Raw genomic sequence first — 14,749 nt, 5'->3', positions numbered from 1 at the left:
AAAAATATTTATTAACGATATCTTTTTGATATATATTTTGGAAAAGCTCACTTCTCGTCAACGAGCGCGTTCCATCTGCAAAGAAGCTGCGGCAACGGTTTGATTTTTCTTTTTGCCCGGGATGTCGGTCAAGGAAATATGGAGGAATTAGCCGAAAAACTCCTCGGATATTTTGAAAATTTCCATGTTCACCGTCTTGGTTTTCGCCACCGCCTCCTCGAGGGGTACCGCGACGATCCTGTCCCCTGCGAGAGCTGCCATCTTTCCGAATTCGCCCTTCTTCACCATTTCGGTGGCAAATATCCCGAAACGGGTGGCAAGCACCCTGTCATGGGGGGTTGGCGACCCGCCCCGCTGGATATGACCGAGCACAACGAAGCGTGTTTCGAACCCGGTTTTTTTCTCGATCTCCGTGGCAATCACCTGGGCAATCCCCCCGAGCCGGACATGGCCGAACTCATCCACCCGCGTCTCCTGGGTGATCAGTTTCTCCTCGGCTCCCCGGACCGCCAGTTTCGCCCCCTCTGCCACGACGACGATGGAGAACTGTTTGCCCCGCATGTGCCGCTTTACCAGGAGTTCGCACACCTCGTCAAGGTCGAATGGTTTCTCCGGTATCAGGATGGCATCGGCACCTCCGGCAAGGCCTGCGTAGGTGGCTATCCAGCCGGTGTTCCTTCCCATGACTTCGACCACCATTATCCTGTTGTGAGATTCAGCCGTTGAATGGAGGCGGTCGATCGCCTCGGTAGCTATCGTGACGGCAGTATCGAACCCGAATGTGTAGTCTGTTCCGGATAAGTCGTTGTCGATCGTCTTGGGGACTCCAACGATATTGACCCCCTCGTCGTAGAGCTTTTTGGCAACGCCCAGGGTATCTTCGCCCCCGATTGCGATTATGGCCCCCAGTTCCAGCCTCGATACATTTTTCAGCACGGTATCGAGACCGCCTTCCCGCTTGAGGGGATTTGTCCTCGACGTCCCGAGAATGGTACCTCCCACATGCAGGATCCCCGACGCCATGGAGGGCAGCAGGTCCCGGTAGGATAAATCGAGCAAGCCCTTCCACCCGTTATTTATCCCGAGGACACGGTAACCGAACCTGTCCGATTTCCTGATCACTGCCCTGATTACAGCGTTGAGACCCGGACAGTCCCCGCCTCCTGTCAAGACACCGATTTTCATCGTAACCCCCTGAATTCAACATCCTTCCGGTGGTTGGCCAGATACACTTGTGATACGTATGAAGCACCCTTAGATTCAGAATACGCCAGCTGGAGCAGAATGAAAACTCTTTTGCGCGAGGGTGACCCGCGGGAAAAGGGACTATTCCATGCTGGCGTAAGCTTCCGGGCTGCCCCCCTTCTCTTTTTTTCCCGCGGCCCGAAGCAAACGGGCACGGCCCGGATGGACGAAGATCACCCCGTGCCATTCAAACGCAGAAAGCACGCAACACAGATAAAGTCTGCCTTGAATACCCGATGGTAAGAAGCGATTTATGAGAAATTCCCGTTCCTCACTGCGGCGAGAACCGACGAACGGGTAAGACGCAATCTCTCAACACGCAAAAAGCTCAGCTTACCTTGACAACCTTTGTCGCCTGCGGTCCCTTCGGCCCTTCGGAAATCTCGAACTCTACCTGGTCACCCTCTTTCAGGGTCTTGAACCCCTCCATCTGAATTTCCGAGAAGTGTACGAACACATCTGGACCATCATCCTGCTCAATGAAACCGTAACCCTTGGATTCATTGAACCACTTAATACGACCTTCAGCCATCTTTAGCAACCTCCTTGAAAAAGCTCATCTCGCTTATGCGCATGGAACGCACGGTTTTATGGAAAATAACAACAACGCATACCGTTGTCAAGAGAAAAGGGCCGCTGATCCTCTCTCCTCTTCTGCTGCCCGTAGCGTATTTGGCGCATGGCAACCCGAGACGGGATCATGTAAGATCCAATTATCTCTGAACAGGCCGGTGCGTTCTACTAAAATAACGGGAAGGGACATGGTGAAAAAAAAGCACAGAGGGGGGAACTCCATGACGCACTCCGACTCAATTTCTCTGGACACGAAGGGCTTCAGCGACATAATCGATATCACCGATCAGGTGAGAACGATACTGAAGTCTTCGGGCCTCCAAAATGGCCTGGCCACCGTTTTCTGCCCCGGCTCCACCGGCGCCGTAACTTCAATCGAATATGAATCGGGAGCTCTAAACGACCTGAAAAGGGCCATCGAGACAATCGTACCATCGAACATCCCCTATGACCACGACAGGCGCTGGGGGGACGGCAACGGCTTTTCCCACGTGAGGGCCGCGCTCCTGAAACCATCCCTCGCCATACCATTCATCACGGGGTCGCTTACCCTGGGTACCTGGCAGCAGATAGTCTTTATCGATTTCGACAACAGGCCGAGAAGGAGGGAAATCATCGTAACCCTGATCGGTGATTAGCGTACAATCCCCGAATGCTTGCCCCCCACGGGAAACCGATTTTTTACCGTAGAAAAAAGGGGATAAAGCGAGAAAAAACACCCCCTTCAAAAAACCAAAATGCACGATAATATGTTTATAAATATAATTAACATTAATTTAATATATATATTAATATTTTACTGTTGATATTGTAATTTATATTGACAATATAGTTACATCAATGTAACATAGAGTAAAAACAAGGAAGTGATGCATTGCGGAAAAGAGAGCACCTGAAAAAGTTGAAAAAGGGAAAGCTGGAGGCGCATGGATGGCTCCCGGCGCTCCTTAATCTGAGCAGGGAAGAGATCGAGCAGGATCAATTTATCGAGTCCCGCCTTATCAAGCTGAAAGGGGCAGGTTTTCAGCCCTTCGATATCGACGACCCTTCCGTATTGGAACACCTGAAAAAACAACCCGCCTTCGCTGCAAAGGACATTCTGGACCTCTTCGAGTTCAGAGATATATTGCTCGCAATCGTCTCGTGGAAATCCGGCAACATAAGAATTTTCACCCGAATATACACGATCAAGGATTACATTTCCAGGGGCCGACAGTGGAGAACAAAGCTCGCGGGAGACGTCCTGGATGCATGGTTTAAAAACCACAAGTTCCGATACACAGGAACCTCATTCAACCCGGAGATAGAGTCATATACCGACAAACTGAAATTACGGCTCGCTGCATTTCTTACGGACTTCACCATAGAGCAACATATCTCCTCCTGTGAGACCTGCGGCAGATACTTCCTCCGCCACGATGGCCGGTACAAAACATGCGGACGCAATGAGTGCGCCCACAAATCGATAGCCGAAAGGAGGAACAAGCTCCGCAGGTTGAGGGATAAAAGGCTTCGGGAATACTGGGACAAGTCAGTCAAGCAAAACAAGAAGTGGGGAGATTGGAGGGCGCAGTACAGAACGGACAAAGACGGCTCAAAATCATCCTTCTTGGTCTGGTACGGAGACACCTATCCATCGGAGATGCAAAAACTGAGGTCCTACGGTCTTTTGCGACACAAACGATGAAAGCGCAATCCGATCGGCTGCAGTTTTCTTGAAGGGCAAGCAGGCTGCCCGACCTGGAGGACAGGCCCTTACAGGTAACCGTTTATGTAGGCTTCTATGTTGTCCTCTGCCAGGCACCTGACGCAATGCTCCAGGTGTTCACCGCAATTCCTGCAGTACCTGATTATGATCTCCCCGTGGCCCTCGCAGCTCTTCTCATAATTTTCATCGTTTACACAGAAACAGATGGGACATATCATTGCCTCTCACCTCCCACGTTGCATTTTTCTTCCGCCCCCTCCTGTCCATTCCGTATCGATAACTCATTCAAAAATCCTGCCAGCGGGAGACAAATCCCTGCCCTTTTTAACCTGTTGAAAATAATACAGTAATTGCATTCCCCCTCGCCCGTTTAACTCCGCGCAAGCCCTGGCAAAAAAAATATTTCACCATATTGGGCAAATTTTTACCCATGACTAATAATTTCCCTAATTATTTACGATGGGAAAAATTTTACAAACTTGTCATCTCATAAGGTCTATTGTAAGTCTCTGTAAATAAAAGTAAAACGGTCCGGCCTTTCCCGGTGGAATACACTTTTGTGATCCAAAAGCTCCGGAAAAGTTTAAATTATTATAAATATCAACGGGTTACAAAAGTAGGGCGGTTGGCATCTTCTTTGAAACGTCTGGGAGAAGGAACCGGATGCGATGACAAAAAAGATGCCCTCTCAAAAAAGAGCGTACTCCTTCCTTCTCCTGTCTTTTATTTCATTTGCCTCGATGATCCTGCTTTTATACGGATGCGGGGGTGAATGGCGTGGCCTGAAAATTTTCGGCAGCTCCGGCGCAAGGATTTCCCTGAGCCCCTCCAGCATCGACTTTGGGTCTGTCGCGGTGGGAAACGCCCTGACGTCGACCATAACGATTCACAACGAGGGGACGGAGGACCTCTCCATATCCGGCATGTCCCTGAGCGATACGGAAAATTACGCGCTGGACACAAGCGGCGGAGAGAACCCCTCCGGCTGCTTGAATCCTCTCATTCCTCCCGGGGAGAGCAGGACGGTCTCCGTTTCTTTCTCTCCCTATGCCGCCTATCAGTGCAGCGCATCACTGAAAATATCCTCGGATTACCCCGGCCCGGCGGAGGTCAGCGTTCCCCTGACGGGAACAGGCACCGCTAAACCCGTAATCGGCGTCTCCCCCTCGAACCACGTATTCGGAATGATCGAAACGGGCACCAACTCCGAACCCATCGAGGTGTCAATCACGAACTCGGGGACAGAGTATCTCATCGTCTCCGACATTTACCTCACCGACACGGACCACTATTCCCTGGACGTCAACGGGGGACAATATCCCTCCGAAAGCACGGAACCCGCGATCCCGCCGGGTGAAACCAGGACGGTGACCGTCTCCTTCACCCCAGGGTCTCCCGGTGATTACGAAGGTGAGCTCCACATCCTATCCAACGACCCCGTAAATGCGACGTCGGCAATTGTTTTCTCAGGGTCCGGCGACAGCGTAATCCCTGCGGACCGGACGGTCTCACTCCACTGGCAGGCTCCCGACACCAACGTCGACGGATCACCGGCAACCGACCTGGCCGGATTTAAAATCTACATCGGGGCCTCCTCAGGGAATTACACGGACTCGATAGACGTTGGCTACCTCTTTTCCTATACCCTTTTGGATCTGCCGGCCGGCACCCTCTATTTCAGCATTACCGCCTATGACACGATGGGGAACGAAAGCGACTTTTCCAACGAGGGAAGCAAGACCCTGAACTGAAAAAGGCTAACTCCCCTCTTTCTCCAACACAGGGCTCCTTTCTTTTTCAAGGGGCCATCCATACCGGTCTTTTCCCGGAAGCAAAACTGATACAATCTAACGATAGGGAAGGTCATCACACGAAAACGGGGCACTTTATGGCAGATCCCCCGAAAAGCTTTCCGGGCAGCGAACAGGCGGTAGAGTCCCTGGCCGGCGACATGTTCCGGTATCTCCAGGGCTGCTTCCCCGTCTGCTGTGAGAGCGACGAGTTTTACTACTTTCCCCAGCTCGTACCCCACGCCCCCGACTGGTCACGCTGGGACGATTTCTCGGCGGAAAGGGTCCGGGAAGTCGAAAGGAGGCTCTCCCGTTTCGAAAGCAGGCTCGCGGCATTGTCCGGAGATAACGGGGACCTTGAAACCCTCACCGACATCGAAACGCTCATCTCCCTCTCGAAAACTCTCAGGGAACAGCTCATGGAGGTTCGATTCCAGTCTGACCAGCCAACCTTCTATCTGACGGTAGCCTGCATTGGCCTCGCCTCGGCCCTTACGACACCGGACCAGCAGGCGTGGACAGAGAGGGCCGCTGGCCTTCCCTCATTTTTGAAAGCAGCCAGGGAATCCCTGAAAAACATTCCCGCCCTCTTCAGGGACATGGGCATCAGGATGGTTCGCGAAATGACCGCCTGGCTGAAACCGCTTGGTGCAGTGAAAGAGGGAGTACCGCCCCTTCTCGAAGCACTCGAGTCTTTCCACCAATCTTTGGCCAACGTGTCGACGCGGGAGAGCTTCCTGCTTCCCCGGGACCTCTTCGATCTCGTCATAAGGGATCACATGCGCTGCGGAGTCGGTGCGGATGAGGTGCGAAGCGCCATAGAAGATGAAATATCAATAACGAAAACGATACTCGAACGGGAGGCGGAAAAGATCCTTCCGGGAAGCTCCTGGGGCGAAGCCGTCAGGCACATCGGCGTACCGCAGCTTCCGGACGAGGGGCCGACGGAGCTTTTCCGAAGGGAGATCGAAAACCTGCTTGCCCACTGCATAGACTCCGGCATCGTGTCATCTGAATTTTCCCGCCTCTACCCGGTTCGCGTCTCCGTCGTGCCCCCATACCTGGCCACGATCCGGGCTGCTTCCTCGTACAGTTTTTCCCCCGCCGGCCCCTCTTTCGGAGGGACCTTTTCGATCGTTCCCGCGGGAGAGGAATGGGACAACAACCGGGAGGACCTCATCGATTACCGGATGCTGGCGGCCCACGAGACCTACCCGGGCCATCACCTGCTCGATGCAAGCCGCTGGCACGGCTGCCGGTCCGTCAGGCGCCCCATCGAGACGCCCCTCTTTTACGAGGGCTGGGCCTGTTTTGCCGAGGAGCTCATGAGGCAGACCGGATATTTCACCGGGAAGGGAGATCTCCTGCTTCTTGCAAAAAGACGGTATCGCAGGGCACTGCGGGGTCTGGTGGACCTTGACCTGCAAACGGGCAAAATGGACCTGCAATCCGCCGCCGCCTTTCTCGCCGAGAGAGTATTCGACGAAAGTGCCGCCGCCTCAGCGGTTCCCAAATACGCGTTGAGACCCGGCTACCAGGTGTGCTACACTTTTGGGCTCACGCGCTTCTTGGATCTATACCGGCAATTTGGAGAGGCAGACATACCCGAATTCGTTCGAGCCGTCCTTGTCGAGGGGGAAATCGATTTTCCACACCTGGAAAAAATACTGAAAAGGCACGGGGCGAAAGAGAGTACTTCATAGTCCGCTATGCGGGAAGCGGACACCGTGAAATTGCAAGGTGAGAGACAATATACCCCTTTGAGAGAGATGTGATGGATGGTTTTCGCGGATATCATTCCGAATGGAACCTTGGAAGTCCCGGAGGGTGGGATTACCAGCGCGTAACCCAGATAATCGGAAAGGCAGTTTGGAGCAGGCTGAACGAAATCATTCCCATCGGCGTCGACCTCGATTTCGACCACCCCCTCCTTTACCCGATAGACGGATTTACCGAGATGCTGCTGGAGGCTCATCGCTCCCGGGAAGGTTCGAACACGGGGTTGATAGCCGTCGTGGCCGAGGAAGAGACGCTTTTAGACGTAACGGAAAATATCAACCTCGCAGAAAAGCTCAGCTCTGTCCCCGGTATCACCGGAGCGCTCATGGCTCCACACGAGCTGGAGTTCACCGGCGGGAAGGTGTCGTGGCGGGGAAATCCCGTTTCCATAATCTTCATGGATTTCAACACCGATATCCTCCTGTCCCTCCACCGGAAAAAGGGCCTGTCGCCTCTCTTGAAGGCCGTCGGGGAAGGCCGGGTCATCAACCCACGAGGCACTGAGCCGATCAACGTGAAAAGCACCTACGAGATCATAACCGGGGCCCACAAAGACAGGTTTCACCCCGAAACGGTCAGACGGACTCCCTGGACCCGGCAGTTTTATCCCCGAAAAACAGAAGGCCCGGGAGGGGAGACGATCGAAGACCTCATCGAGTGGACCCGGATGAACTGGGAGAGCCTGGTCCTCAAGCCGGAGCGCGGGTATTCGGGGATAGGGGTCCGCGTCGGGGGGGTAAACGAAAATGCCGATGAAGCAATCGAGCTCGCCCTGAAAGAGAAAAATTACATCGTCCAGGAGAAAATCCCCTTCTGCCTCTGGGCAGAGGACAACCCGGATCTGGACAGAGAGAGCAGGCGTGTCGTCATGACCCGGTATCAGACCGACTTCCGCTGCCTCTTCGGCCCGGGCAGGATGTTCGGCTTTCTCGTCAGGTACGGGGGCATCCCGACAAACGTGGGCAGCGGTGGCGGAGTCCAGCCCCTGGGGATCCTGCGATCGAACGTGTCCGTGAGAGAGGCGGTAACGCGTATCAACGAGGCCATCCTGAAGATGAACTACGGGGACCTTTTCGAAGTGGCACAGATGCAGGAAAAGATGGCCCTGAAAGAGCGCTTCACTTACCTTCTCGGGCCGATCAAGATCGCCCTCCGGCCCCGGGTGCTGGCACCAGTGCATATCGACGCCCTCACGTCGTACTGCAAAACTGTCTGGTCCGACTGCCTGACCCTCGAGAAGATGTGGCTCTCGGGAGAGCTGGATCCCATCATCAGCATAGAGGAAGAGGAGCTCGAAATCGCACGTTCCCAGCCCTGGGGGGGAAGCTACGCCGTATTCGCCTCAGACGGCCTGTTCAGTTTCGGGGCACACACGGAGGAAACATGAGCATCAAGGCCGACCCTGAATGGTGGATGAACCTCTTCGACGAGCTGTACCTGGTTACCGATGCCCGGTCGGTGTGCGACGATACCGTGACCAGCCGGGAAATCGACATAATACTCGATACGATACCCCTCTCCCCGGATGACGAGGTGCTCGACCTGTGCGGTGGTCACGGAAGGCACAGCATCGAGCTCTTTTCACGGGGGTTTAGAAACCTTACCGTCCTGGACTTTTCCCAGTACCTGATAGAAAGGGGAAGAGAGGAGGCGGGGAAGCAGGGAATGTCAATCACCTTCATCCAGGGAGATGCACGGCACACGGGCCTCAATCCGGATAGATTCGACTGCATACTCATCCTGGGAAACTCCCTCGGATACCTGCCCTCCGCCAAGGGCGACCGGAAAATACTCTCCGAGGCCCTGAGGCTGTTGAAGAAAGGTGGGTACCTGCTCGTTGACATTGCAAACGGCGAGATGATACGGGAAAGGTTCAAACCCCTTGCCTGGCACGAAATCGGGGAAGACATAGTCGTCTGCCGCCAGAGGGAGCTCGACGGCGATTCGATTCACACACGCGAAATGGTTCTCAGCAAGAAAGATGGGCTCATCAAGGACAGCTGCTATTCCCTCTGGATATACGGGCCCGATACCTTCAGCTCCCTCGTAAGCAGCCTCGGCTTTACCGATGTGCGCGTTATCAGCGATTTTTCCCCCCTTATGCGGAAAGGGGATTTCGGGTTCATGAACGCCAGGATGGTAATCATCGGGCGCAAACCATAAACCAGTTCATAGTTCATAGTCCAACAAAAACAAGAAGATCGGAACGTCAGAAGTTCAGAAAATAAGAAGTTTTACAATTCTTAACTTCTCAACTTCTGAACTTCTAGGTAATTCGGAGTTTCGGAACCTCGGATCCCCGGATGTTCGAGCCATCTGTAGTCCAAGGTTTTCATTCCGCACTCCGCATTCCGAGTTCCGCATTACCAGTTATCCTTTCACGGCCCCCACGGTGAAACCGGCGATGAACCTGTCGACGAAAAAGTTGTAAAGGATCGCGATGGGCACGCTGGCGATGAAACAGGCAGCCATCATGGAACCCCAGAAGTATACATCCCCGCGGACGAGGAAGGTGGGAACGCCCACGCTCACGGTGAACCTCTGTGCTGCGGTAATGAAGGTGAGGGCATAGACGAATTCCTGCATGACCAGGGTAAAGGTGAAGATCACCACCGTGAGGATACCGGCGATCGACATGGGCATGACGATCTTAACGAATGCCCCCATGCGGCTCAGCCCGTCTATCATACCCGCTTCCTCTATGTCCTGAGGAATTACCCTGAAAAAGCCCATGAGAAGCCATGTGCAGAAAGGAACGGTGAAGCTCGGATAGACGAGCACCAGCGACCAGAGGGAGTCCTGAAGTCCCAATTCGGCAATCACGCGGGAGAGGGGTATGAAAAGAATCGTGGGTGGTACGAGGTAGGTGAGAAATATCCCGATCCCGAGCTGCTCACCGAGGCGTCCCGTCAACCTCGCCAGGCTGTACCCTGCCGGTATGGCCAGAACGAGGGTGATCAGGACAACGAAGACCCCCACGAAAGCGGTGTTGAAAAGCCATTTCCCGTAGAGAGTATCGAAAAACAGCATCTCAAGGTGCTCGAGGGTGGGAGGGAGGTTGTAGATGAAGGGGTTGTTCCCCGTATTGAGCAGATCCAGAGTCTCTTTGAACGTGGTGATGAGCATCCAGTAGAAGGGAAACGCCGCGAACGTGGCGAATGCGGCGATGATGCCGAAATTGATCCCTTTCCCCCCCAGCTTTTTTGCTTTGTACATGCGTGCCGACATCAACCCACCTCCGCGCGACGTGCAACTCTGAGCAGGAGGATCGCGCTCGCAGCAAGGACCGGGAAGAGGAACAGGGCAATAGCAGAACCGGTGCCGAGGGCGCCTCCATCGATGCCCGTAAAGAATGCATAGCTGGCCAGAACCTGCGTCATGTCGTAGGGCCCTCCCCTGGTTAACACGTAGATGACGATCATGTCGGTGAAGGCGAAGACGACCCCGAAGAGGACCGCCACGAGCATGATGGGAAGGACGAGGGGAAGCGTTATCTGGAAGAGCTGGCGAAAGAAACCGGCCCCGTCAACGGCCGCAGCCTCATAGATGTCCTGGGGGATCGAGGTCAGTCCCGCCAGGATAATAATGGTAGCCAGGGGAAGGAGCCGCCAGGTGTGAACGGTGATTATGGAGATCATTGCAAGCTGGGGATCCCCCAGCCAGATGGGCCACGTGTTGGGACCGACGAGATGAAGAGCCCGCAGGCTCCAGTTGATGACGCTGTAGATCGAATCGAGGATCCAGAGCCATCCGATGCTACCGAGGGATATGGGGGCGACCCAGGGGAGCAGTATCAGGAACCGCACGATCCACTTTCCCCTGAAATCCCGGTAGAGGGCGAGGGCCAAAATCTTGGCAAGGACGACGACGAGCAAATTGGAGACGAAGGCAAATATGAAGGTGTTCTTCAGCGACCGGAGAAAGGTGGGATCCCCGACGATGTACCGGAAGTTGTCGAACCCGATAAATTTCATCCCCACGCTTCCCACGGTCACGTCGCTGAGGCTGTAATAGATTGCAAGAAAAAAGGGGACACCGACGAGAGCGATGATGTAGACCACAGCGGGGGCGATCATCATGGACCCGAGCCACTTCTGGCTGTCCACGAGCCAGCCCCATCTTCCCACCTGCGCGATAGCTGCAGTGTCTGAAAAGTTCCGGTTTGGGTTTGCCATCTTCTCTAAAAAGCCTTCGGCTCTATTCTCCTGCCCGTATCCCGATCGAAAAACTTGATAGCACTCTCTTTCACGGCGAAATCGTGTGCCTCGCCCTTATTGATGGAGAAAACAACCGTGTGGGGAAGGTCGGCAATAACTTTTTCTCCCTGAAAGGGGGTCTCGAGGGTCCCGTAGATAAAACGGTCGGATCCGAGATATTCCACCTGGTCGACCCTGAAGCGGAAGGGCCTCAGGTTTTCATCCGTCTCATGGACAGAAGCAGGGAGAAAGTTCTCCGGCCGGAAACCGACGATGAAGTCTTCCCTGGCCACGAGGTTCATGGGGGGAGATCCCAGGAACCCGGCTACGAAGGTATCGGCCGGCTCGCTGTAGACCTCCTGCGGTGTCCCGAGCTGACAGATCTTCCCACTGTTCATCACGGCGATTCTATCTCCCAGTCCCATGGCCTCCATCTGGTCGTGGGTCACGTATATCGTGGTCGTCCCGATCTCCTTCTGAAACTGCTGCAGCTCCACTCTCGCCGCGTTCCTGAGCTTTGCATCCAGGTTGGAGAGGGGCTCATCGAGAAGGAAGACGCTCGGGTCCCGCACCATCGCCCTGGCGAGGGCCACCCGCTGCCTCTCTCCCCCTGAGAGCTCCCGGGGCTTGCGGTGAAGGAGCTTCTCGATCCCGAACATGGATGCGGCCCACGTAACTTTCTCGCCGATGTCGGACTTGGGGAACCCCTGCGCTTTCAGGGGAAAGGCGATGTTCTTGTACACCGTCATGTGGGGGTAGAGGGCGTAGCTCTGGAAGACCATGGCGATCTTCCTGGCCCGCGGCGGAAGGTCATTTACCAGTTCGCCGCCTATGAAAATGTCTCCCTCCGTCTGCTCCTCCAGGCCCGCTATCATCCGGAGAAGGGTCGTTTTTCCGCATCCCGACGGACCGAGAAGGACGAGAAACTCCCCCTCCTCCGTTGCCACGTCCACACCGTCAACTGCCCTGACATCACCGAAAAACTTCCTGACACCTCTTGTCTCTACAATGGCCATAAACCGCCCTGCCCCGGTAAGAGAAACTTACCCGATTTGAGATCAATCATAAACATAGCACAGGAAGGGGCTCCGAAAAATGGAGCCCCAAAAAGTCACCGCTAGCATTTGTCGATGCTACATCTTCCCCTTTTCTTTCCACTTGGCAAAGATCTTCTGGCACTTGCCCTCTGCACGCTTGATCGCATCCTCCGGGCTCTGTGCACCGACGGCGGCCTCTGCAAACATGGTATTCAGCACCCAGGTTCCGAATATTTCCGAGATCGCCGCAGTTGCGTATCCGGGATAGCCCACGTTGGTGGCCCAATCGAGCACATCGGACAGCACCTTGTACTTGTCCGGCGGCGTAGCCTTCGGGTCGTTTGCAATAAGCTCCTGAATATCAGGAACCGTCTTGGGGAAGCAGGGGAAGTTATAAAACTCGCTCGCCAGGAACCCCCGCCTGAAGTTGCCGATGTAGTCCACCAGGAACTTCTTCGCTCCTTCGATGTTCTCAGCAAACTTCCATATGACGTAGACGTCCATCACGTGCTCGAGGCCAATCTGCCTCACCGGGCCCATTGGTGCCTTCGCGAGAGCGATCTTGTCACCGATGGGGTTTTTCTGATTCTCGGCGGTCCTCGTGATGGAGATGGCGTTCAGGGCGAGTGAGCCCTTCCCCGCGAGCATGAAGCGGTTATTCGAAGAGGCATCCCATGCAAGGACCTCGGGCGTCATCGCTTCCTCGAAGAGCGCCTTGACGAACTTTACCGCTTCCAGCGTCTCCTTTGAGTTGAGCGCCAGGTTCCCCTCTTCGTCCTGTACCGACCCCCCGAAAGAGTAGAGTATGGCCCGCATGGCCATGCCGGTGTCTATCTCCGCGGAGAGCCCGACGCCCACGGGGATACCGTGTTTCTTCTTGATCTTTGCGCCGCCTATTCTCACGTTTTCCCACGTGTCCGGCACCATCCCCACGTCGCCCCACAGGTCGCTGCGGTAGTTCACCGGATCGGGAACGTAGCTGTCGGAGAATCCATAGAACTTCTTGGTCTTGGGGTTGTAGGTACTCCTGATCGCAAGGGGTATGGCTTTCCCGTACTTCTTCTCGCACTCCTGGTAGATCTCGGCATGGTCGATCACCTGGTCCTCCAGGTCCGGAACCGGCCAGAGGAGCATGAAGAGGTCGTGCCCCTTCTGGGCGGAAACCTCGGCAGCAGCCCTGGAGTTGAGCCCCGCAAGGCCGATGTTGTCAACGATCACCTCGGTGTCGTTCATCTCCCCCCACTCTTTGATGTACTCATTGTTGAACCACTTGTCGTAACCGGGTACGAAGTGGTTCCACTGGAGTATCTTGAGCGTTTTTTTCGCTGCCCGTGCTCTGCCGGGCAGGATAATGTTGGCCCCGAGTCCTGCCGCTACCGTTCCCGCCACAGTCCCCTTGACAAAATCTCTCCTGGTGATGAGTCGCTTCTTCCTTGACATATTCACTCCTCCTTACGAAAATCCGGGCGTCACATAAGCAGTTATTATAGTAGCCCCCCGGGTTGAATGGGTTGGAACGTCCACAGAACAGTGTAACTAACACAGAACCAGTTTTACTTCAATCCTGTATCACCCCCTTTTTTCGGCTGCAATATAGGCTGGTTTCAAGCACGCCTGGTGATATAGTAAAAGAAATATCGAGCGCCGCCCGATACTTCCCTTTTGAAGAAATTTACCCATTTTTGCACATTCGCTACAAAACCATAAGAACTGGATTCCTTTTCCACCCATTGAGGGAAAAAAATAGCACAAATCAAACGGCGTTTCCTGTTTGGCTTTAGATCTACGTTATTGGAACAGAAGCACCCTGTCAAGGCAATTACGATTCCAGGTCTTCCGGCAGCTTTCCCGTCGCCCGCCAGGGAAGCCGCTCCTAAAAAAGCGGCTTTGCATCGGATACACCCGCCGCCGCGGTTTTCTCAGCAATCTGCAAGCCGAAAGAAAATTATGTAACGGAATGCAAAACACCCATACACTTAGCAGAAAGGGAAGACGGAAACAGACATTGTGGAGGAACAGGCATGCAGGATTTCGAAAAACTCGGCGTATTCTATCTCGGCCGGCAGTATGACCTCGATAGCAGGTCGCTTCAGGACAACCTCATTCTCTATGATTCAAAAGACCTGACGACACACGCCGTCTGCGTGGGGATGACGGGTAGCGGCAAGACCGGCCTCTGCACAGGCCTTCTGGAAGAGGCCGCAATCGACGGAATTCCCGCCATCGTGGTCGATCCGAAAGGGGACCTGTCGAATCTCCTTTTGACATTCCCCGATCTTGAGGGAAATGATTTTTCATCCTGGATAAACGAAGAGGAAGCCCGCAAGAAGGGGCTCCCGGCTTCGGCGTATGGCTCGAGGGGGCGCCCTACTTCCAGGATAAAAAAGGCAAGATAACGCAGGCGTGGTAAGGTTTCGCAGT

14 protein-coding genes are annotated in these 14,749 nt (G+C 54.4%); 7 read left to right on the top strand and 7 right to left on the bottom strand.

The features are described 5' to 3' along the window. Positions 1-147: 147 nt before the first annotated feature. The gene (locus GTN70_01355) at positions 148-1,185 is read right to left on the bottom strand and encodes an ATP-dependent 6-phosphofructokinase (GenBank protein NIO15644.1); all 1,038 of its coding nucleotides are present in this window, start codon (positions 1,183-1,185) and stop codon (positions 148-150) included. 388 nt (positions 1,186-1,573) lie between these two features. Further along, complete coding sequence (locus GTN70_01350) at positions 1,574-1,777, bottom strand: cold shock domain-containing protein (protein NIO15643.1); 204 nt, start codon at positions 1,775-1,777, stop codon at positions 1,574-1,576. A 262-nt stretch (positions 1,778-2,039) separates the two neighbouring features. Here GTN70_01350 and GTN70_01345 point away from each other — a divergent pair, with 262 nt between their 5' ends. After that, on the top strand, positions 2,040-2,456 hold the full coding sequence (locus GTN70_01345; GenBank protein NIO15642.1) for a YjbQ family protein: 417 nt from the start codon (positions 2,040-2,042) through the stop codon (positions 2,454-2,456). A 236-nt stretch (positions 2,457-2,692) separates the two neighbouring features. Continuing rightward, the gene (locus GTN70_01340) at positions 2,693-3,505 is read left to right on the top strand and encodes a hypothetical protein (GenBank protein ID NIO15641.1); all 813 of its coding nucleotides are present in this window, start codon (positions 2,693-2,695) and stop codon (positions 3,503-3,505) included. 68 nt (positions 3,506-3,573) lie between these two features. Here GTN70_01340 and GTN70_01335 read toward each other — a convergent pair whose 3' ends face one another. Continuing rightward, positions 3,574-3,744: a hypothetical protein gene (locus GTN70_01335; protein NIO15640.1), complete on the bottom strand. Its 171-nt coding sequence runs from the start codon at positions 3,742-3,744 to the stop codon at positions 3,574-3,576. A 450-nt stretch (positions 3,745-4,194) separates the two neighbouring features. On the opposite strand from GTN70_01335, the gene GTN70_01330 reads away from it, so the two are divergent. From GTN70_01330 to GTN70_01315, 4 genes are all read left to right on the top strand, one after another. Further along, the gene (locus tag GTN70_01330; GenBank protein NIO15639.1) at positions 4,195-5,277 is read left to right on the top strand and encodes a choice-of-anchor D domain-containing protein; all 1,083 of its coding nucleotides are present in this window, start codon (positions 4,195-4,197) and stop codon (positions 5,275-5,277) included. A gap of 137 nt (positions 5,278-5,414) precedes the next feature. Continuing rightward, complete coding sequence (locus GTN70_01325; protein ID NIO15638.1) at positions 5,415-7,019, top strand: DUF885 family protein; 1,605 nt, start codon at positions 5,415-5,417, stop codon at positions 7,017-7,019. A gap of 71 nt (positions 7,020-7,090) precedes the next feature. Beyond that, entirely contained in the window at positions 7,091-8,482 is a 1,392-nt protein-coding gene (locus GTN70_01320) for a hypothetical protein (protein NIO15637.1), read from the top strand. Beyond that, entirely contained in the window at positions 8,479-9,258 is a 780-nt protein-coding gene (locus GTN70_01315; protein ID NIO15636.1) for a methyltransferase domain-containing protein, read from the top strand. Before GTN70_01320 ends, GTN70_01315 begins: the two co-directional genes overlap by 4 nt. A gap of 207 nt (positions 9,259-9,465) precedes the next feature. On the opposite strand, the gene GTN70_01310 is transcribed toward GTN70_01315, so the two are convergent. The 4 genes from GTN70_01310 to GTN70_01295 form a co-directional block, all read right to left on the bottom strand. Then, a complete protein-coding gene (locus tag GTN70_01310; GenBank protein ID NIO15635.1) occupies positions 9,466-10,311 on the bottom strand; it encodes an ABC transporter permease subunit in 846 nt (281 codons plus the stop codon). Positions 10,312-10,322: 11 nt separating this feature from the next. Continuing rightward, a complete protein-coding gene (locus GTN70_01305; protein ID NIO15634.1) occupies positions 10,323-11,171 on the bottom strand; it encodes an ABC transporter permease subunit in 849 nt (282 codons plus the stop codon). Between the two features lie 104 nt (positions 11,172-11,275). Beyond that, positions 11,276-12,307, bottom strand: a complete 1,032-nt coding sequence (locus GTN70_01300; protein NIO15633.1) for an ATP-binding cassette domain-containing protein — start codon at positions 12,305-12,307, stop codon at positions 11,276-11,278. 117 nt (positions 12,308-12,424) lie between these two features. Continuing rightward, positions 12,425-13,768: an extracellular solute-binding protein gene (locus tag GTN70_01295; GenBank protein NIO15632.1), complete on the bottom strand. Its 1,344-nt coding sequence runs from the start codon at positions 13,766-13,768 to the stop codon at positions 12,425-12,427. 581 nt (positions 13,769-14,349) lie between these two features. Here GTN70_01295 and GTN70_01290 point away from each other — a divergent pair. After that, the gene (locus tag GTN70_01290; GenBank protein ID NIO15631.1) at positions 14,350-14,724 is read left to right on the top strand and encodes a DUF853 family protein; all 375 of its coding nucleotides are present in this window, start codon (positions 14,350-14,352) and stop codon (positions 14,722-14,724) included. Positions 14,725-14,749 lie beyond the last annotated feature (25 nt).

This window comes from Deltaproteobacteria bacterium, from assembly GCA_011773515.1.
GTDB lineage: Bacteria > Desulfobacterota > Deferrimicrobia > J040 > J040 > WVXK01.
Note: the sequence above shows the minus strand (reverse complement) of the source record. Positions and strands in the feature narration are given on the sequence as shown.

Bases quoted from the DNA above. Each gene is read 5' to 3' on its own strand.
- GTN70_01355 (NIO15644.1), bottom strand. From the start codon at position 1,185: ATGAAAATCGGTGTCTTGACAGGAGGCGGGGACTGTCCGGGTCTCAAC.
- GTN70_01350 (NIO15643.1), bottom strand. From the start codon at position 1,777: ATGGCTGAAGGTCGTATTAAGTGGTTCAATGAATCCAAGGGTTACGGT.
- GTN70_01345 (NIO15642.1), top strand. From the start codon at position 2,040: ATGACGCACTCCGACTCAATTTCTCTGGACACGAAGGGCTTCAGCGAC.
- GTN70_01335 (NIO15640.1), bottom strand. From the start codon at position 3,744: ATGATATGTCCCATCTGTTTCTGTGTAAACGATGAAAATTATGAGAAG.
- GTN70_01330 (NIO15639.1), top strand. From the start codon at position 4,195: ATGACAAAAAAGATGCCCTCTCAAAAAAGAGCGTACTCCTTCCTTCTC.
- GTN70_01325 (NIO15638.1), top strand. From the start codon at position 5,415: ATGGCAGATCCCCCGAAAAGCTTTCCGGGCAGCGAACAGGCGGTAGAG.
- GTN70_01320 (NIO15637.1), top strand. From the start codon at position 7,091: ATGGATGGTTTTCGCGGATATCATTCCGAATGGAACCTTGGAAGTCCC.
- GTN70_01315 (NIO15636.1), top strand. From the start codon at position 8,479: ATGAGCATCAAGGCCGACCCTGAATGGTGGATGAACCTCTTCGACGAG.
- GTN70_01310 (NIO15635.1), bottom strand. From the start codon at position 10,311: ATGTACAAAGCAAAAAAGCTGGGGGGGAAAGGGATCAATTTCGGCATC.
- GTN70_01305 (NIO15634.1), bottom strand. From the start codon at position 11,171: ATGATCGCCCCCGCTGTGGTCTACATCATCGCTCTCGTCGGTGTCCCC.
- GTN70_01300 (NIO15633.1), bottom strand. From the start codon at position 12,307: ATGGCCATTGTAGAGACAAGAGGTGTCAGGAAGTTTTTCGGTGATGTC.
- GTN70_01295 (NIO15632.1), bottom strand. From the start codon at position 13,768: ATGTCAAGGAAGAAGCGACTCATCACCAGGAGAGATTTTGTCAAGGGG.
- GTN70_01290 (NIO15631.1), top strand. From the start codon at position 14,350: ATGCAGGATTTCGAAAAACTCGGCGTATTCTATCTCGGCCGGCAGTAT.